Source organism: Pelagerythrobacter marinus (assembly GCF_009827515.1).
Classification (GTDB): domain Bacteria; phylum Pseudomonadota; class Alphaproteobacteria; order Sphingomonadales; family Sphingomonadaceae; genus Pelagerythrobacter; species Pelagerythrobacter marinus.
On sequence record NZ_WTYO01000004.1, the window covers coordinates 92,249 to 108,868 of the forward strand.

The following is a 16,620-nucleotide window of genomic DNA, read 5'->3' on the forward strand; positions in this document are numbered from 1 at the left end:
GTATCCGGTTCGGGCCAGTCGGGGGCGCGGTCGCTCATTCGCCGCGCTCCCGCGCGATCGCCTCGGGCAGGTCCGCCGCCCAGCGGGTGATGTCGCCCGCACCAAGACAGACCACGAGGTCGCCCTCGCCGATCTCGCCCGCGAGCACGCGGGCCAGTTCGTGCGCGTCGGCGACCGTCGTCGCTGCGCGGTGGCCGCGCGATTTCAGGCCGGCGACCAGCGCCTGCGAATCCACGCCCGGCACCGGCTCCTCTCCCGCGGCATAGACCGGGGTGACATAGACCCTGTCGGCATCGTTGAAGCAGTTCTGGAAGTCGTCCATCAGGTCGCCGAGGCGCGAATAGCGGTGCGGCTGCATAACCGCGATCACTCGGCCCGCGGACTGGCTCGCCACGCTTTCGCGCGCGGCCGACAGGACGGCGCGGATTTCGACCGGGTGGTGCGCGTAATCGTCGATCACCGTCGCGCCGGCCACGTCGCCCACGCGGGTGAAGCGCCGTCGCACGCCGCCGAACTGGCCGAAACCGTTGCAGATCGTCTCGTCGTCGCAGCCCATCTCGATCGCCACGGCAATCGCGGCGAGCGCGTTCTGCACGTTGTGCCGCCCCGGCATCGGCAGGTGGACCCCCTCGATCCGCCGGGCTTCCCCGCTGCGCTGGCGCACGACCACGTCGAAGCGGTTGCCCCCGCGATCGGGCTCGACATTGACCGCGCAGACATCGGCCTGGAGCGAGAAGCCGTAGGTGACAACCCGCCGGTCGCGCACCTTGCCGGTCACGGCCTGGACCTCGGGATGGTCGATGCACAGGATCGCCGCGCCGTAGAACGGCACGTTGTGGATGAATTCGACGAAAGCGTCCTTCACCCCGTCGAAATCGCCGTAGTGATCGAGGTGCTCGGGATCGATATTGGTCACGACCGCGATCGTCCCGTCGAGGCGCAGGAAGCTGCCGTCGCTCTCGTCGGCCTCGACCACCATCCAGTCGCTGTCGCCCAGCCGCGCGTTCGATCCGTACTGTTCGATGATCCCGCCGTTGATCACCGTCGGGTCGATCCCGCCGGCGTCGAGCAGCGCCGCGACCATGCTGGTCGTCGTCGTCTTGCCGTGCGTCCCGGCCACGGCGACGGTGTTCTTCAGCCGCATCAGCTCGGCCAGCATTTCCGCCCGGCGGACGACGGGGATGCGGTTTTCCAGCGCCGCGACGACTTCCGGATTGGTCCGCTTCACCGCGGTCGAGATGACGACGACCGCGGCCCCTTCGACGTTCTCGGCCGCCTGGCCGATGGCGACCCTGATCCCGCGCGCGCGCAGGCGCTCCACCGTCGCGCTTTCGGCGAGGTCCGATCCCTGGACGCTATAGCCCAGGTTGTGCATGACCTCGGCAATGCCGGACATGCCGATCCCGCCGATGCCGACGAAGTGGATCGTCCCGATATCGGTTGCCACGCCCTTCATGCCGTCGATTTCCCCAGGCTGCCACGCGCCGTGCCCTGCCCGGCGGCCGCCGTCTGCGCGCCGGCCCGGGCCGAACCGGCGCCGACGCGGATAACGTCCATCATTTCCGCCCCGCCGAAGCTTTCGACCAGGTCGGCCAGGTCCTTCGCCGCGTCGGGCCGGCCGCAATTCCACGCTGCGTGGGCGGCATTGGCCAGCGCCCGGGGATCCTGCGCCAGGACCTGGATCTGCTTGGCCAGTTCCTTCGGCGTGAACTTGTCCTGCCGGATCATCCGGGCCCCGCCCGCCTTCGTCACCTCGCGCGTGTTCGCCGCCTGGTGATCGTCGGTCGCGATCGGCAGGGGCACGAGGATCGCCGGCCGGCCCACGGCGGTAAGCTCGGCGATCGTGGAGGCGCCCGCGCGCCCGATGAACAGATGGGCGCCGGCAAGGCGGGCGGCCATGTCCTCGAAATAAGTGCCCAGCTCGGCCGGGATGTCGTGCCCGCGATAGCGTTCGCGCACGGCCTCGATATCCTCGGCCCGGCACTGCTGCGTCACCTGCAGCCGCTGGCGCAAGGCGGGGGGCAGCATGGCGAGGCCGTCGGGCACGACTTCGCTCAAGACCCGCGCGCCCTGGCTGCCGCCGGTCACCAGGACCTTGAGCACGCCGTCTTCGGCCAGCGGCGGAAACTCCGCCTCCCGCAGGGCGAGGACCGCCGGGCGCACCGGGTTGCCGACGAGGTGGACCTTGTCCGCGTGGCGGCCCTTGAGGCGCGTGATCTCGGGATAGGCGGTGGCGATCGCCTCGACCCGGCCGGCCAGGAGGCGGTTGACCCGGCCCAGGACCGCGTTCTGCTCGTGAACGATGCTGGGGACGCCGGCGGACGTCGCCGCCAGAAGTGCCGGCAGCGCCGGATAGCCGCCGAAGCCGACCACCGCGCTCGGTTCGAAGCTTTCGAACAGGCGCAGGGCCATCTTGCGCCCTTCCAGCACCGCCCGCAGCGCGCCTGGCCAGCGCAGCGGGTTCTTGCCGAACCGCCCGGCCGGCAGGACGTGGGCGGGCAGGAAGTCGGGCTTGCCGGGAATCTCGGCCCCGCGGCGATCGGTGATCAGGGCGACGTGGTGGCCGCGCCGCTCCAGCTCGGCCGCCAGGGCGAAAGCGGGCAGGAGATGCCCGCCCGTGCCGCCTGCCGCGAGGACATAGTGCCGGTTCGCTCCGCCAGTCATTGCCGTGACTCCCGCCCGAAAAGACGCTGCCATACACCGGGCCTGCCGCGCTTGAGAAAGGGATTTCGCCGGGTGATGGCCAAGAGCAGGCCGACCGTCAGGCACACCGCGATCGTCGACGATCCGCCGTAGGAGACGAGCGGAAGGGTCATCCCCTTCGACGGGGCGAGCTGCAGGTTCACCAGGATGTTGATGAAGGCCTGCCCCCCGATCAGCACGGCCAGCCCGGCCCCGGCGAGCAGGGTGAACAAGTCTTCCTCGTCCGCCAGGCGCACGAGGACGCGCACGACGATGGCGAGGTAGAGCAGGACGATGACCGCGCAGACGAGCAGGCCGAATTCCTCCCCGATGACCGAGAAGATGTAATCGGTATGGGCTTCGGGCAGGCTCATCTTGCGAATGCCCAGCCACAGGCCGCTGCCGGTCCAGCCGCCGGCCAGCAGCGTGCGCTGGGCCAGGTCCACCTGGTCGAAGGCCGTCCCCCCGCCGAGGAAGTCGTTGATGCGGTTCCGGCCGTTCTCGTAGAACAGGTAGACCAGCACCCCGGCGACCAGCCCCCCGCCGATCACCGCGCCCAGCCGCCGGGTCGAAACGCCCGAGAGCACGACCAGCGCGAACCAGACCCCGGCGAACAGGACCGTGTCGCCCAGGTTCGGCTGCATCATCAGCAGCACGCCGACCGCGCCCATGATCGCGGTGGCGATGGCGACCACCGGAATGTTCGGATCGCGCGCGCGCCAGGCGATGATCCAGGCGAGCGTGATGACGAAAGCGGGCTTGAGGAATTCCGACGGCTGGAACGATACGCCCAGGTCGATCCAGCGCCGCGCGCCGTTCACCTCGTACCCGGCGATCGGCACCAGGACGAGCATCGCGAACATCCCCGCGAACAGCACGATGCCCGCGCGCCGCGCGTTCTCGCGTGAGAGTATGGCCGCGCCGAACATCGCGGCAAGGCCGAGCAGCTGCCAGCGCAAGTGCGCCCAGTAGAAATAGAGATCGGGCAATTGCTGGTCGGACGTAGACAGGCGGCTGGCGCTCGCCGGCGAAGCGGCCGCCACCGCCGCCGCGCCGATCGCCATCAGCGCCAGGATCAGGAACAAGAGAACGCGATCGATCTCGCGCCACCAGATCTTCAGCTCCGCCCGGCGCGAGGTGCGGAACCGGTCGGGCCGCGGGGCCCGCTCGCCGGCGCGGGGGATATAGGGCTGGGTCGCGCTCATGCCGCGGACCGCCCCGGGAAGGCATCGGCAGGCGGCGCCGGTTCCCCAATCATCATGGCCACGATCTCGCGGAAGTACTCGCCCCGCTTCTCGTAGTCGCGGAACTGGTCGAAGCTGGCGCAGGCGGGGGAAAGGAGGACGACGTCCCCCGGCCCCGCCGCGGCGAAGGCCAGGCGCAGGGCCTGGCACATCAGCTCGGCCCGCTCCACCCTCACGCGGCCTTCGAGCAGTTCGGCAAAGCGCGGGCCCGCCTCCCCGATCGTGTAGGCGGCGGCGACGTTGCCCAGGTGCGCCTCGCACTCGCCCAGGCCGTCTTCCTTCGGCAGGCCGCCCACGATCCAGTGAACGCGCGGGCGCGCGGGCGTGCCGGCGCGATCGGGCGGAAAGGCCGCGAGCGCCGGCGCGGTGGAGGCCTGGTTGGTCGCCTTGCTGTCGTTGACGAACAGGACGCCGCGATGTTCGGCTACGATCTCCATCCGGTGAGGCAACCCGCGGAAGGTCGCCATGGCCGCGCGGATCGCGTCCTCTTCCACCCCCAGCTCGGCGCAGAGCGCCGCGGCGATGGCCGCGTTCTCGAGGTTGTGCGGCCCCTGCAGGGCAGGCCAGTCGCGCTGGCCCGCGGCGAGCGAAGCGCGATCGGCGCAGACCGCGCGCCCGGGGCCGCGGCGCGCGGCCTCCGTCGCCCGGACCGCCTCGCTCGGCCCGTCGGCACAGCCGAACACCGCGAACTGGTCGGGCGCCTGCATTGCGAACAGCCGTGCCTTCGATGCGGCATAGGCCGCGAAGTCGGCATAGCGGTCGAGGTGGTCGGGGGTGATATTGGTCAGGGCCGCCGCCTCGCAGGCCAGCGTGCGGGTCAGGTCCACCTGGTAACTGGACAGCTCCAGCACGTAGACCCCGCCCGCCGGCAGGGCATCCTGCGCCAGGATCGGCAGGCCGATATTGCCCCCCATGCGCGCCGGGACCCCGGCGCTGTCGAGGACATGGTGGACCAGTGCGGTCGTGGTCGACTTGCCGTTGGTGCCGGTGATGCCGACCACGCGGTGCGGCGGCAAGGCCGCGCGCGCCTGGGCGAACAGTTCCACGTCGCCGATCACGGGCACGCCGAAATCGCGCGCGCGGGCGGCGATCGGGTGGGTGTTGAGCGGCACGCCGGGCGACACGACCACCCCGTCGAAGCCGGTCAGGTCGATTTCCAGCGGGTCGGCCAGGCGGGCCCGCCCCTCCAGCTTGTCGCGCGCCACGTCCTGCCGGTCCCAGGCGGTCACCTCGGCGCCGCTTGCCAGCAGCGTCTCCGCCGCGGCCAGCCCCGACCGGGCGAGGCCGAGCACGGCGTAGCGCTTGCCGGCGAAGGCGGGCGAAACGATCATCGCAGCTTCAGCGTGGCCAGCCCCATCAGCGCGAGGACGATCGAGATGATCCAGAACCGGATCACGACCTTGCTCTCGCTCCAGCCGAGCTGTTCGAAGTGGTGGTGGATCGGCGCCATGCGGAAGATCCGCTTGCCCGTGCGCTTGAACCAGAAGACCTGGATGATGACCGACAGCGCTTCGGCCACGAACAGGCCGCCGACGATGGCGAGCACGATCTCGTGATGGCTGGCGACCGCGATCGCCCCCAGTGCGCCGCCCAGGGCGAGGCTGCCGGTATCGCCCATGAACACGGCCGCCGGCGGGGCGTTGAACCACAGGAAGGCCAGGCCCCCGCCCATGATCGCGGCGCAGAATATCGCCAGTTCGCCGGCCCCCGCCACGTGCGGAATGCCGAGGTATTCGGAGTAATCGACCCGCCCGACGAGGTAGGCGATGATCGCGAAAGTGCCCGCCGCGATGATCACCGGCATGATCGCCAGCCCGTCCAGCCCGTCGGTCAGGTTCACCGCATTGCCCGCCCCCACGATCACGATCGCGGCGAAGACGTAATAGAACCAGCCGAGTTCGAACCCCAGGTCGTTGAAGAAGGGGACGTAGAGAAACGTGTTGATCTGCCCGACGACGATCCACGACGCGACGCCTGCGACCGCGAATTCGAGCAGCAGGCGGACCTTGCCCGAAACGCCGCGGTGGCTCGCCTTCGATACCTTGTCGTAATCGTCGAGGAAGCCGATCATGCCGAAGCCCGCGGTTACGGCAAGGCAGGCCCAGACGAAGGGATTGCGCAAGTCCATCCACAGCAGCATCGCGACCAGCAGCGAGACGAGGATCATCAGCCCGCCCATCGTCGGGGTGCCGCGCTTGGCCAGGTGGGTCTGCGGCCCGTCTTCGCGGATCGGCTGCCCCTTGCCCTGGCGCACGCGCAGCATGTTGATGAACCGCGGGCCGATCAGCAGGCCGATCAGCAGCGCGGTCATCAGCGTCGCGCCGGCGCGGAACGTCTGGTAGCGGACGAGATTGAGAGCGCCTTCGAAGCCCAGCCATTCGGCGATAAGGTAAAGCATTCAGCCTTCCCGGCCTCCACCATTCCTGGAGGCGAAATGTGTCACCAGCCTGCCCAGGCCGACCGAGTTGGAACCCTTGACCAGGATCGCATCGCCGGCGGCGATACCGTATTCCTCGAGCGCCGCGATCGCTTCGGCAGGCCCATCGCAATGGGCGAAGCTCATCCCGCCCGCAAGCGCATTGGCACCGCCTTTCCCCAAGTCCCGCGCGAGCGCGCGCATCTCGTCGCCCACCAGCACCGCGTGATCGACTTTCGCCGCCGCCAGCGGTTCGGCCAGGCGGGCGTGGAACGAGGGGGCGAAATCGCCCAGTTCCTTCATGCTGCCCAGCACCGCGATCCGCCGGGTGGCCGGCGTCTGCCCCAGCTGGTGCAGCGTCGCCCGCATCGAGGCGGGATTGGCGTTGTAGCTTTCGTCGATCAACAGGGCATGGCCGCCGCTGGCCGGGACCCGGTGGCGCGCGCCGCGACCCTTGAGCCCGCCCATTTCGGCGAGCGCGAGCCCCGCGGCGGCGAGGTCCCCCTCGGCCGCGCGCACGGCCGCCATGACGCAGAGCGAATTGGCGATCCAGTGTTCGCCCGGCTCGGCGACCGAGTAACAGACCCGCCGGTCGCCGAGGTCGGCCGTCACCAGCGCCCCGCCATTGGCAGACGGAATCGCGTCGAGCAGGCGCACGTCGGCATGGGCCGCGCGCCCGAACGAGAGGATGCGCGCACCCGCGGCCCGCGCATGGCCGGCCAGGCGCTCGAAATGCGGGGAATCGGCGGGGATGACGGCCCAGCCGCCCGGCTCGAGCCCGGCGAAGATCTCCGCCTTGGCATCGGCGATCGCCTCTTCGCTGCCGAGGTTCTCGATATGGGCGGGCGCGATCGTGGTGATCACTGCGACATCGGGGCGCACCTGGTCGGTCAGCGCCGCGATCTCGCCCGCGTGGTTCATGCCCATTTCGAACACCCCGAAACGGCTGCGCGCCGGCATCCGCGCGAGGCTGAGCGGGACGCCGACGTGGTTGTTGTAACTGCGGACCGAGCGATGGGCCTGCCCGCGGCTGGCCCGGTCGAGCGCGACGAAGATCGCCTCTTTCACGCCGGTCTTGCCGACCGATCCGGTCACCCCGATCCGCACCGCGGCGCTGCGCCGGCGGGCCGCGGCGGCCAGCGCGCGCAGCGCGGCGCCGGTGTCGTCGACCAGGATATGCGGCCAGTCGATCGGGCGCTCCACCACCGCGGCGGCCGCGCCTGCGGCAAAGGCCTTGTCCACGAACCGGTGCCCGTCGGTGTTCTCCCCGCCCAGGGCGAAGAACAGGTCGCCGGACCGGACGTCGCGCGAATCGATCTCGACGCCGGAGGCCTGGAACGGCTCGCTCGCCGTGCCGCCCATGGCCGCGGCCAGGCTTTCCGCGTCCCACAGGGCCAGCGGCAGGCGGTCGCGCGGCCGGACCGGCCAGGGGCGCAAGGCGCGATGGGCGTTCACGGCCGGTCCCGCCCGGACCCGGCGCATTCGCGCGCCACCGCCACGTCGTCGAACGGCAATACCCGCATTGTCTCTCCCGAACCGATGATCTGCCCCTGTTCGTGCCCCTTGCCCGCCACCAGGACGATGTCGTGGGCACCGGCCATCGCGATCGCCTCGGCAATCGCGGCCCGCCGGTCGCCGATCTCGCGCGCGCCCGGCGCGCCTTCCAGCACGGCCCGGCGGATCGCGGCCGGGTCTTCCCCGCGCGGATTGTCGTCGGTGACGATGACCAAGTCGGCTTTGTCCGCCGCGACACGGCCCATCGCGGCCCGCTTGCCCTCGTCCCGGTCGCCGCCCGCGCCGAAGACCGCGATCAGCCGGCCGTTTACGTGGGGCCGCAGCGCGGTAATGGCCGCCTCCAGCGCGTCGGGCGTGTGCGCGTAATCGACGTAGACCGGCGCGCCGCCGGGCGCGATGGCCGCGCGTTCCAGCCGCCCGCGCACCGGCTGCAAGCGGCCGAGCGCGTCGAACGTCGCCTGCGCCGCGCCGCCGGTCGCGATCACCAGCCCCGCGGCGACCAGGGCGTTCGCGACCTGGTAAGCCCCGATCAGCGGCAGGCGGACCGTCCGCTCCGCCCCGTCGTGAGCGATCGTCAGGTCCTGCCCCAGCTGGGTCGGCCTATGGGCGAGCAGGCGAATGTCCTCGCCCTGCTCGCCCACCGTCAGCACGCGCAGCTGCCGCCTGCGCGCGTGCTCGATGGCCCGGCCGGCCCACTCGCCTGCGCCGGTCCAGGCCACCAGGGTGGCATCGTCGGCCACGACCTCGTCGATCAGCCGCATCTTGGCCGCGAAGTATTCCTCCATCGTCCCGTGATAGTCGAGGTGGTCGCGGCTGAAATTGGTGAAGGCGGCGGCCGACACGCGCAGCCCCTCGTTGCGGTATTGCGACAGGCCGTGGCTCGACGCCTCGTAGGCGACGTGGGTTATCCCCTCGCGCGCAAGGCCGCTCATGTTCGAAAGGAAGGTCACGATGTCGGGCGTGGTCAGCCCGGTCGAAACGCTTTCGTCCGAGGTCGTGACCCCCAGCGTCCCGATCGAGGCCGCCCGTTCGCCGGCCATGCGCCAGAGCTGGCGCGTCATCTCGACGGTCGAGGTCTTGCCGTTGGTGCCCGTGACCGCAACGATCGTGGGGGGCACCGGCGCGAAGAAGCCCGCCGCCAGCCGCGCGAAGGCCCGGCGCGGCTCCGCATCGGCGATGTGGAGCGCGCCCTCCACCCGCACTTCGGGCCGGGCGACGACAGCGACCGCACCGGCGGCGACAGCCGCGGGAATGAAGCCCTCGCCATTGAACGATGCCCCGCGGAAGGCACCGAACACGGTGCCGGGGGCGACCTTGCGGTGATCGATCGCGAACCCGGTGACCTGCCGGTCGGGGTCGCTGTCGAGCGCGATGCCCGCGGCGGCGGCCAGCCTGCCCAGCCTCATTCGCCGTCTCCACGGATCAGCGGGCGCAAGTCGCTGATGTCGACGTCGCGCGCGTCGTCGGGCCTGACGCCCAGCAGCGGGCCGATCCGGGGAACAAGGTTGCCCACGATCGGGGCCGCGTTCCACGCCGCAGTGCGCTGGAACGAGCTGGCCGTCGTGCCCTTGGGCTCGTCGAGCATGGCGATCACGACGTAGCGCGGGCGATCCATCGGGAAGGCGGCGGCGAAAGTCGAGACCAGGGTGGACCGGCGATAGCCCCCGGCGCCGGGCTTCTCGGCCGAACCGGTCTTGCCGCCGACGCGATACCCCGCCGCATTGGCGTTGCGCCCGGTGCCGTAGACCGCGATCATCCGCAGCAGCTGGCGCATCCGCGCGCTGGTGGAAGCCTTGAACACCCGCCGGCCGCGCGGCGCCGCGCCCGGTTCGAGCTTGCGCAGCGTCGCCGGGCGCCAGACGCCGCCGTTGACCATCGCGGCATAGGCGCTGGCGAGGTGCAGCGGGGTGACGGCAATCCCGTGGCCGTAGCTGACGGTCATGTTGCGCAGGCGCGGCCAGTCGTCGCCCGGCCAGATCGGGTGGCCGCGCGCGGGCAGTTCGATATAGGGGCGCTCGTTCATTCCCAGGTCGATCATCGTCTGCCGCAGCTTTTCGGGGCCGAGCTCGTCGGCGATCCGCGCCGTGACCGTGTTGGACGAATGGATCAAGCTTTCCGGCACGTTCAGCGTCGCGCCGAGCGGGTGGCTGTCCCTGATCGTGAACCCGCCGATGGCGACCGGTTCCGCGTTGTAGCGGCGCCCGAAATCGCGCACCACCCCGGCGTCGATCGCGGCGGCGACGGTCAGGGGCTTGAACGTCGAACCGAGTTCGTAGACCTGGTTGGTCACCCGGTTGAACATGTACTTCTCGCCCTCGGCGTCGATCTTGTTCGGATTGAACTCGGGCAGGGAGGCGAGCGCCATGACCTCGCCGGTATCGACGTCGAGCACGATCCCCGCCGCGCCCAGCGCGTTGACCGCCAGCATCCCGCGGCGCAGCTCGTCCTCCAGCGCGCCCTGGACGCGCATGTCGATCGACAGGGCGACCGGCTGGTCGCGCAGCGCGGGATCGGTCAGGTGCCGGTCGAGCACCTGCTCCATCCCGACCTGCCCCCGCCCCTCGGCATCGACATAGCCGAGCACGTGGGCCCCCATCGAACCCTGCGGGTAATAGCGGTCGGTTTCCTGCGGCATCTCGAGCGCCAGTTCGCCGATCGCCTGGACCCGGTTGGCATCTTCGGGAAGCACGCGACGGCGGATGTAGCCGGGCCGGCCGGCCGCCAGCTGGCGCGCGACTTTCGCCTGGTCGAGGTCGGGGAAGATCGCGGCAAGCTCGGCGGCGACTTCCTCCGCGCTCTTGACCAGCGGCGATCCGCCCTCGCCCAGCGCGCGCGGGTTGTACCACAGGGCATAGGCGGGGAAGGCCCGCGCGAGCGGCACGCCGTTGCGATCGGTGATCTCGCCGCGCGGCGGGAGCAGCGCCTCTTCCAGCGAGGCGATCGTCGTCGTGCGGTCGCTGACGCCGAGCACGGCGATCCGCACCAGGGCCGCGGCGGCGATCGCGGCGAAGACCAGCGCCAGCCACAGCGCACGCCAGCGCGCGACGGTGAGCGAGCGCTGGCGGGTGGTGATCAGGTTGACGCGGCCGGTCGAAATCGCGGTGCTGATGCTCAGCGCGTTCATTCGGCGACCTCCGCCAGGCCGGTACCCAGCCGCGCCCCGCCGGAAAGCCGCTCGGCCAGCGAACGCGGCGCGGACAAGTCGCGCCGCCCGTCCGCCTCGCCATCGCCCTCGTCCCGGCCGACGAGGGGGGAGATGATCGATGGCAGGTCCATCTCCTCGGGCGCGGGGGCGCGAGCGACGCGGATCGGTTCGGGCGCATCGACCGCCCGCGGCAGGCCGAGCGCGGCAAGCTGGCGCTCGTTCTCCAGGTACTGGTCGGCGCGCGGCGCCTGATAGCCGAATTCCACCCGGTTCCAGTCGGCCAGCTGGCGCTGGTTGGCACGGGTTTCGAATTCGGTTTCCAGCATCAGCTTCTCGCGCTCGAGCGCGACGATCTGCCGTTCGGCCAGGCGCACCTGGCTCTTCACCGCGTTGACGCGGAAGGTCAGCACCATGAACACGGCCAGGCACACCGCGAGAACCACGGCCCAGCCGATCTGGCGCAGGCGGCTGCCCCCGATCATCATGCCGCCTCCCGCGCCGGAGCGGCGGTCCGCACCGCGTGGCGCAAGGTGGCGGAGCGCGCCCGCGGGTTGCGCGCGATCTCCGCTTCCGAGGGGCGGACCGCGCGCGAAACCGCGGTGAACAGCGCGGGCGCGGGTTCTTCCATCGGCAAGTGGCGCGAACCGCCGCCGGTGCGGGCGGCAGCTTCGCGCAGGAACCGCTTGACGATCCGGTCCTCCAGGCTGTGGAACGATACCACCGCCAGCCGCCCGCCTTCGCGCAGCAGGGCCTCGGCCGCCGACAGCCCGGCCGAAAGCTCGTCCAGCTCGGCGTTCACGTGGATGCGGACGGCCTGGAAACTGCGCGTCGCCGGGTCCCTGGGGGCACCGGGACGATAGCCGAGCGCCTTGCGGACCACGCGCGCGAGGTCGCCGGTGGTCGCCAGCGGCCGCGCAGCGACGATCGCCCGCGCCACCTTGCGCGACTGGCGCTCCTCGCCATAGCGATAGAGCACGTCGGCGATCGCCTGTTCGTCCGCCTCGTTCAGGAAATCGGCCGCATTGGGACGGGTGCGGCCCATCGTCATGTCGAGCGGCCCTTCGGCGGAAAAGGCGAACCCGCGGTCCGCCTGGTCGAGCTGCATCGAGGACACGCCGATATCCATCGCCACCCCGTCCACCTGCGCCACGCCGGCATCGGCGAGCGCGGCGACCATTTCGGAGAAGCGCCGCGGGTGGAGCACGAGGCGCGGCGGCTGCTCGGCGGCTTCGGGCCAAGCGCGGCCGGCGGCGATCGCGTCGGGATCGCGGTCGAAGGCATGGACCGTCGCGCCTGCATCGAGCAGGGCGCGGGTATAGCCGCCGGCGCCGAACGTGGCATCGACGATCACGTCGCCGGGCCGCGGGGCGAGCGCGGCCAGGACTTCGTCCAGCAGCACGGGGACGTGCGGGGATTGCTCCGGCCCGCTCATTTGCGCTTCGCCTTCGCCTTGTGCTCGGCGACGAAATCGGCGCAGGCTTCCTTCGCCCCGGCCCAGTCGTCGCTCATGCGGGCAAGCTCGGTCGGGTTCCAGATCGTGAAGAAGCGGCCGAGGCCGTGGAAGTAGAGCTGGTCCTCGATCTTGCCCAGGCGGATCAGGTGCGGCGGCATGATGAAGCGGCCGCTGTCGTCGAACGGCACGCGCAGGTAACCGAACAGCTGGGCGGCGCGGGTGTCGCGATCGAAATCCTGCTGGCGCTTCCAGGCGAGGTCCTCCTCGCGGTCGAGCTGCGCTTCCAGCTCGTCGTGGCGCGAGAGGCCGAAACCGACCAGGCAGTCGAGCTTGGGATGCTTGTCGATGCACAAGGTGCGCCCGCCGCTCGATTCCTTCACCAGGTTGCGGAACGCGGGCGGCAGGACGTAGCGCCCCTTTTCGCCGAGCAGCGAAAAGGCCTGGCCGCTAAATCCTGTGAAGTTCTGCGCCTCCGGCACCAGGCCCGCCCCCAATCACCCCAGGGTTTGCTCCGTTCCGGGCATGCCTTCTGCGCCGCCGCAATCGCGCAAACGAGAGCGGATCGCCTCGCGAATCGCGGGCGCGACACAGGGAAGCCTGTCCGATGGAAGGCATTTCTACCGCGGAGAAGGGCGGGAAGGAAGGGAAAATTCGGGGATTACAGGGGATTGATCTGCAATATATTGATTTTCCTAAGTATTTTTGACGCAAAGGCTCACACAGACCACGCGAAAAGCCCCGCGATTTCACGCAGTTGCGCCGCCGGTGCGGCCCGTTCCCCGAAAATCCCCGGTCGTGCCTAGCGGTCGGTGTCGAGCGCGCTCTCGAGCAGCCAGTCGAGCGCGTCCTTGCGCGCATCGAGGGCCGCGCCCGCGGCCTCTTCCAACACCGCGGCATCGGCGATCACCGTCACACGCCCCCGGCCGATCTCGCACCGGGCGAAGACCCGGTCATAGGCGATCCAGCACTTTTCCTGCGCCGTCGGATACCCGTCCACCGGGTGAAGCGTGCCGGCCAGCCGCACCGGCAGCGCGGCGTGATCGGTCGCGATCATGCGCTCGGCCGCGTCCTGCGCGGGGTCGTACCGCATTTCGAGCCCCCAGCGGCCGAGGATGGGGGAGAGGAGCGCGACGTCCTGCGGCCGCCGACGGTCCCCGATCGCGAAGCGCGAATGCGCCGTCAGCATCGGATCGGCGAAGAGCAGCGCGTGCCCGCCCGCGCGCACCCACCGGTCGAGCGCGACGTTCTCGTGCGGGGAGAGCGCGCGCGGCTGCGCGAGCAGGAGCAGGTCGAGATCGGCGAGCGCCGGGCTGGCCGCCCCGTCCCCGCCCGCAAGCGTGTCGATCGGCATCAGGTCGAAACGCCGTTCGAGCGCGCTGCGGGTCCAGCCGGTGCGCGTTTCCAGGCTGAGCATCTCGGACATTCCGGCCGCTTCGGCCCAGTAGATCGGCAGCGTGGTGAACAGGCCCAGTTCCGCCCGCGCGCGGGTGCCGCCGGACAGGGCCCAGGCCGCCACGGCCAGCGCCAGGGCGCAGGCCCCGCCCAGCCACGCCAGCTTACTGCGGCGGGATCGCATCGTCCGCTTCGGGCATCGGCGGCATGGGCACGACCGGTCCCGGGGTTGCCGTTGCGCTCGCCTTCGGGTCGGGAACGACGCCGGCTTCGGCGAGGGGATCGTTCTGCTGGCTGTGCACCACCGGGCCGGCCGAGACGGTGGCCGCGGCCTCGGGCACGCTGCCCGCTTCGGTGCGGTTGGCCCGATCGGTGATGACATCGGCCAGGGCCAGGACCAGGACGATCCCGATCAGGCCCGACAGGCCGACCTGCAGCCGCTGGAACGAATCCGACCGCCCGCGGCCCGATCGCTCGACGGGCTGCCGCGCCGGGTCCGGGCGCCTTTCACCGATGATGCCGCCGATACCGCGCATGTCCCGAGGCTAGACCAACGCGGCCGCCAGTCAATCGCGTTCGAGCCAGTCGAAGGGCGGCAGGCCCTTCGATTCCAGCCATTCGCGGTTGTAGAGGGTGGAGAGATAGCGAAAGCCGGTGTCGCAAAGGATCGTCGCCACCCGCGCGCCCTTGCCCAGTTGCCGGCCCAGCGCGACGGCCCCGGCGACGTTGATCCCCGACGACAGGCCCAGGCACAGCCCCTCCTCGCGCAGGAGCCGGGCAACCCATTCGAGCCCTTCCTCGTCCGAGATGCGGAACTGCGTGTCGATCGGCGCGCCTTCCAGGTTGGCGGTGATCCGGCCCTGCCCGATCCCTTCCGCGACCGAACTGCCTTCGGCCTTCAGCTCGCCATTGGCGTAGAAGTTGAACAGCGCGGCGCCGTGCGGATCGGTCAGCGCGATCGTGACGTTCTCGTCCCGCTCCTTCAGGCCCATGCCGACGCCGGCGATCGTGCCGCCGGTGCCCGCCGCGCAGGTGAAACCGTCGATCCGCCCGTCCATCTGGTCCCACAATTCGGGCGCCGTGCTTTCCAGGTGCGCCTTGCGGTTGGCGGTATTGTCGAACTGGTTGGCCCAGATCGCGCCTTCGGTCTCCTCCGCCAGGCGGCGGCTGGTGTGGACGAAGTGGTTGCAGTCCGAATACTTGGTCGGCGGCACCAGGACCAGTTCCGCGCCCAGCGCGCGCAGGGTCGCCATCTTCTCGCGGCTCTGGTTGTCGGGCATGACGATGATCGTGCGATAGCCCAGGGCATTGGCGACCAGCGCGATGCCGATCCCGGTATTGCCGGCCGTCCCCTCGACCACGCAGCCGCCCGGCTTCAGCTCGCCGCGCGCCTCGGCATCGCGGACGATGCCCAGGGCCGCCCGGTCCTTCACGCTGGCGCCTGGATTGGCGAATTCGCACTTGCCCCAGATCTCGCAACCGGCCGCCTCGCTCGGCCCCTTGAGCAGGACGAGCGGCGTGTTACCGATGAGATCGAGCGTGTCGGTGCGGGATGCAGGTGGTGTCATGGTGACCGAGCTAGGATCGCTTGCCCATCGGCGCAACGCATTTGCGGTTTGCGACTGCATACCGCGCCTAATGCCCGGCCGGGCGCGCCGGGCGCACCCGCCGCGGGCCGCGGTGTCGGCTCAGTCTTCCTGCGCGATCGCGACTTTCAGCCCGTCGAGGTCGGGCGTGAACGGGATCTGGCAGCCCAGGCGCGAATTGTCGTCGCGGTGGTCGCTCGATTCCAGCAGGTCGTCCTCGTCCTCGCTCATCTGCGGCAGCTTGTCGCGGAAGGACGGATCGACGTGGACGTGGCAGGTGGCGCACGAACAGCACCCGCCGCACAGGGCCAGCAGTTCGTCGAAGCCGTTGTCGCGGATCGCTTCCATCACGGTCAGGCCATCCTCGACGTCGATCGACGATTCTTCCCCACTGCGATTGACGACGATCAGCTTGGGCATTGCGCGTGTTTCCCTTATGGCGTGCGGCCGTGAACGGGCCGGATGCGCCGGCCTGCTAGGCAATCGCAGTGGGGAAGGCAAGCCGGGCGGATGGGACTGACAGCCGACCAGTTGCGCGAAGGGATCGATTTCGTTGCGGCGCGTGAAGCGCGGCTTGGCGCGGCGCTGGGCCGTGTCGGCTACCCCGATACCCGCATCCGCGAGCGGGGTTACCGCACGTTGTTGCGCACGATCGTGGGGCAGCAGGTTTCGGTCGCGGCGGCCACGTCGATGTGGAACAAGCTGGAAGCCGAACTGGGCGAAGACATTGCCCCCGATGCCCTGTTGGCGCGGGATTTCGACACTCTGCGCGCCTGCGGCCTCTCGCGCCAGAAGCAGGGTTATGCCCGTTCGCTCTGCGAAAGGGTGGTCAGCGGTGCGCTCGACCTCGACAACCTTCCGGCCGACGACGAGGAGGCGATTGCCGAACTGACGCAGATCAAGGGCATCGGCCGGTGGTCGGCCGAAATCTACCTGCTGTTTGCGGAGGGGCGGCCCGATATCTGGCCGGCCGGCGATCTGGCCGTTCAGGCCGGCATCGGCCGCATTCTGGACCTGCCGGAACGCCCATCGGAGAAGGAAACGCGCGCGCTTGCCGAAGACTGGCGGCCCCATCGCGGCGCCGTCGCGATCCTGACCTGGCACTGTTACAACAATCCAGCCCTGTGAACCGTTCGTCGGTTTACGGATGCAATCCCTCCCCTGTTTGCAGTAGCGTGCCGACGCAG

At 70.3% G+C, this 16,620-nt stretch carries 16 protein-coding genes; 1 reads left to right on the forward strand and 15 read right to left on the reverse strand.

The window, feature by feature from the left end:
• Positions 1 to 34: 34 nt before the first annotated feature.
• The 15 genes from murC to GRI72_RS10010 form a co-directional block, all read right to left on the reverse strand.
• Positions 35 to 1,456 (reverse strand): UDP-N-acetylmuramate--L-alanine ligase, encoded by a 1,422-nt coding sequence (murC, locus tag GRI72_RS09940; protein WP_160733773.1) that lies wholly within the window; start codon positions 1,454 to 1,456, stop codon positions 35 to 37.
• Entirely contained in the window at positions 1,453 to 2,664 is a 1,212-nt protein-coding gene (murG, locus tag GRI72_RS09945) for an undecaprenyldiphospho-muramoylpentapeptide beta-N-acetylglucosaminyltransferase (protein WP_160733774.1), read from the reverse strand. The genes murC and murG overlap by 4 nt, the downstream gene beginning before the upstream one ends.
• Positions 2,661 to 3,887, reverse strand: coding sequence for an FtsW/RodA/SpoVE family cell cycle protein (locus GRI72_RS09950; RefSeq protein ID WP_160733775.1), 1,227 nt, complete (start codon positions 3,885 to 3,887; stop codon positions 2,661 to 2,663). Before GRI72_RS09950 ends, murG begins: the two co-directional genes overlap by 4 nt.
• On the reverse strand, positions 3,884 to 5,257 hold the full coding sequence (gene murD, locus GRI72_RS09955; RefSeq protein ID WP_160733776.1) for a UDP-N-acetylmuramoyl-L-alanine--D-glutamate ligase: 1,374 nt from the start codon (positions 5,255 to 5,257) through the stop codon (positions 3,884 to 3,886). Before murD ends, GRI72_RS09950 begins: the two co-directional genes overlap by 4 nt.
• Positions 5,254 to 6,324, reverse strand: a complete 1,071-nt coding sequence (mraY, locus tag GRI72_RS09960; protein WP_160733777.1) for a phospho-N-acetylmuramoyl-pentapeptide-transferase — start codon at positions 6,322 to 6,324, stop codon at positions 5,254 to 5,256. The genes murD and mraY overlap by 4 nt, the downstream gene beginning before the upstream one ends.
• The gene (locus GRI72_RS09965) at positions 6,325 to 7,797 is read right to left on the reverse strand and encodes a UDP-N-acetylmuramoyl-tripeptide--D-alanyl-D-alanine ligase (RefSeq protein WP_251105204.1); all 1,473 of its coding nucleotides are present in this window, start codon (positions 7,795 to 7,797) and stop codon (positions 6,325 to 6,327) included.
• The gene (locus GRI72_RS09970) at positions 7,794 to 9,263 is read right to left on the reverse strand and encodes a UDP-N-acetylmuramoyl-L-alanyl-D-glutamate--2,6-diaminopimelate ligase (RefSeq protein WP_160733779.1); all 1,470 of its coding nucleotides are present in this window, start codon (positions 9,261 to 9,263) and stop codon (positions 7,794 to 7,796) included. The genes GRI72_RS09965 and GRI72_RS09970 overlap by 4 nt, the downstream gene beginning before the upstream one ends.
• Positions 9,260 to 10,981, reverse strand: coding sequence for a peptidoglycan D,D-transpeptidase FtsI family protein (locus tag GRI72_RS09975; RefSeq protein ID WP_160733780.1), 1,722 nt, complete (start codon positions 10,979 to 10,981; stop codon positions 9,260 to 9,262). The genes GRI72_RS09970 and GRI72_RS09975 overlap by 4 nt, the downstream gene beginning before the upstream one ends.
• On the reverse strand, positions 10,978 to 11,487 hold the full coding sequence (locus tag GRI72_RS09980) for a hypothetical protein (RefSeq protein WP_160733781.1): 510 nt from the start codon (positions 11,485 to 11,487) through the stop codon (positions 10,978 to 10,980). Before GRI72_RS09980 ends, GRI72_RS09975 begins: the two co-directional genes overlap by 4 nt.
• A complete protein-coding gene (rsmH, locus tag GRI72_RS09985; RefSeq protein WP_160733782.1) occupies positions 11,484 to 12,434 on the reverse strand; it encodes a 16S rRNA (cytosine(1402)-N(4))-methyltransferase RsmH in 951 nt (316 codons plus the stop codon). The genes GRI72_RS09980 and rsmH overlap by 4 nt, the downstream gene beginning before the upstream one ends.
• Positions 12,431 to 12,934 (reverse strand): division/cell wall cluster transcriptional repressor MraZ, encoded by a 504-nt coding sequence (locus GRI72_RS09990; protein WP_322295670.1) that lies wholly within the window; start codon positions 12,932 to 12,934, stop codon positions 12,431 to 12,433. Before GRI72_RS09990 ends, rsmH begins: the two co-directional genes overlap by 4 nt.
• 320 nt (positions 12,935 to 13,254) lie before the next feature.
• A complete protein-coding gene (locus GRI72_RS09995) occupies positions 13,255 to 14,031 on the reverse strand; it encodes a Gldg family protein (RefSeq protein WP_160733783.1) in 777 nt (258 codons plus the stop codon).
• Entirely contained in the window at positions 14,012 to 14,383 is a 372-nt protein-coding gene (locus GRI72_RS10000) for a hypothetical protein (protein ID WP_160733784.1), read from the reverse strand. Before GRI72_RS10000 ends, GRI72_RS09995 begins: the two co-directional genes overlap by 20 nt.
• A gap of 30 nt (positions 14,384 to 14,413) precedes the next feature.
• Positions 14,414 to 15,415, reverse strand: a complete 1,002-nt coding sequence (locus tag GRI72_RS10005; RefSeq protein ID WP_160733785.1) for a cysteine synthase A — start codon at positions 15,413 to 15,415, stop codon at positions 14,414 to 14,416.
• Positions 15,416 to 15,535: 120 nt separating this feature from the next.
• On the reverse strand, positions 15,536 to 15,853 hold the full coding sequence (locus GRI72_RS10010) for a 2Fe-2S iron-sulfur cluster-binding protein (protein WP_160733786.1): 318 nt from the start codon (positions 15,851 to 15,853) through the stop codon (positions 15,536 to 15,538).
• A 90-nt stretch (positions 15,854 to 15,943) separates the two neighbouring features.
• Here GRI72_RS10010 and GRI72_RS10015 point away from each other — a divergent pair, with 90 nt between their 5' ends.
• Positions 15,944 to 16,561 (forward strand): DNA-3-methyladenine glycosylase family protein, encoded by a 618-nt coding sequence (locus tag GRI72_RS10015; protein ID WP_160733787.1) that lies wholly within the window; start codon positions 15,944 to 15,946, stop codon positions 16,559 to 16,561.
• Positions 16,562 to 16,620 lie beyond the last annotated feature (59 nt).

What these genes read in the sequence shown, in the direction of transcription:
- murC (WP_160733773.1), bottom strand. Translation starts at nt 1,456, where the DNA reads ATGAAGGGCGTGGCAACCGATATCGGGACGATCCACTTCGTCGGCATC.
- murG (WP_160733774.1), bottom strand. Translation starts at nt 2,664, where the DNA reads ATGACTGGCGGAGCGAACCGGCACTATGTCCTCGCGGCAGGCGGCACG.
- GRI72_RS09950 (WP_160733775.1), bottom strand. Translation starts at nt 3,887, where the DNA reads ATGAGCGCGACCCAGCCCTATATCCCCCGCGCCGGCGAGCGGGCCCCG.
- murD (WP_160733776.1), bottom strand. Translation starts at nt 5,257, where the DNA reads ATGATCGTTTCGCCCGCCTTCGCCGGCAAGCGCTACGCCGTGCTCGGC.
- mraY (WP_160733777.1), bottom strand. Translation starts at nt 6,324, where the DNA reads ATGCTTTACCTTATCGCCGAATGGCTGGGCTTCGAAGGCGCTCTCAAT.
- GRI72_RS09970 (WP_160733779.1), bottom strand. Translation starts at nt 9,263, where the DNA reads ATGAGGCTGGGCAGGCTGGCCGCCGCCGCGGGCATCGCGCTCGACAGC.
- GRI72_RS09975 (WP_160733780.1), bottom strand. Translation starts at nt 10,981, where the DNA reads ATGAACGCGCTGAGCATCAGCACCGCGATTTCGACCGGCCGCGTCAAC.
- GRI72_RS09980 (WP_160733781.1), bottom strand. Translation starts at nt 11,487, where the DNA reads ATGATGATCGGGGGCAGCCGCCTGCGCCAGATCGGCTGGGCCGTGGTT.
- rsmH (WP_160733782.1), bottom strand. Translation starts at nt 12,434, where the DNA reads ATGAGCGGGCCGGAGCAATCCCCGCACGTCCCCGTGCTGCTGGACGAA.
- GRI72_RS09995 (WP_160733783.1), bottom strand. Translation starts at nt 14,031, where the DNA reads ATGCGATCCCGCCGCAGTAAGCTGGCGTGGCTGGGCGGGGCCTGCGCC.
- GRI72_RS10000 (WP_160733784.1), bottom strand. Translation starts at nt 14,383, where the DNA reads ATGCGCGGTATCGGCGGCATCATCGGTGAAAGGCGCCCGGACCCGGCG.
- GRI72_RS10005 (WP_160733785.1), bottom strand. Translation starts at nt 15,415, where the DNA reads ATGACACCACCTGCATCCCGCACCGACACGCTCGATCTCATCGGTAAC.
- GRI72_RS10010 (WP_160733786.1), bottom strand. Translation starts at nt 15,853, where the DNA reads ATGCCCAAGCTGATCGTCGTCAATCGCAGTGGGGAAGAATCGTCGATC.
- GRI72_RS10015 (WP_160733787.1), top strand. Translation starts at nt 15,944, where the DNA reads ATGGGACTGACAGCCGACCAGTTGCGCGAAGGGATCGATTTCGTTGCG.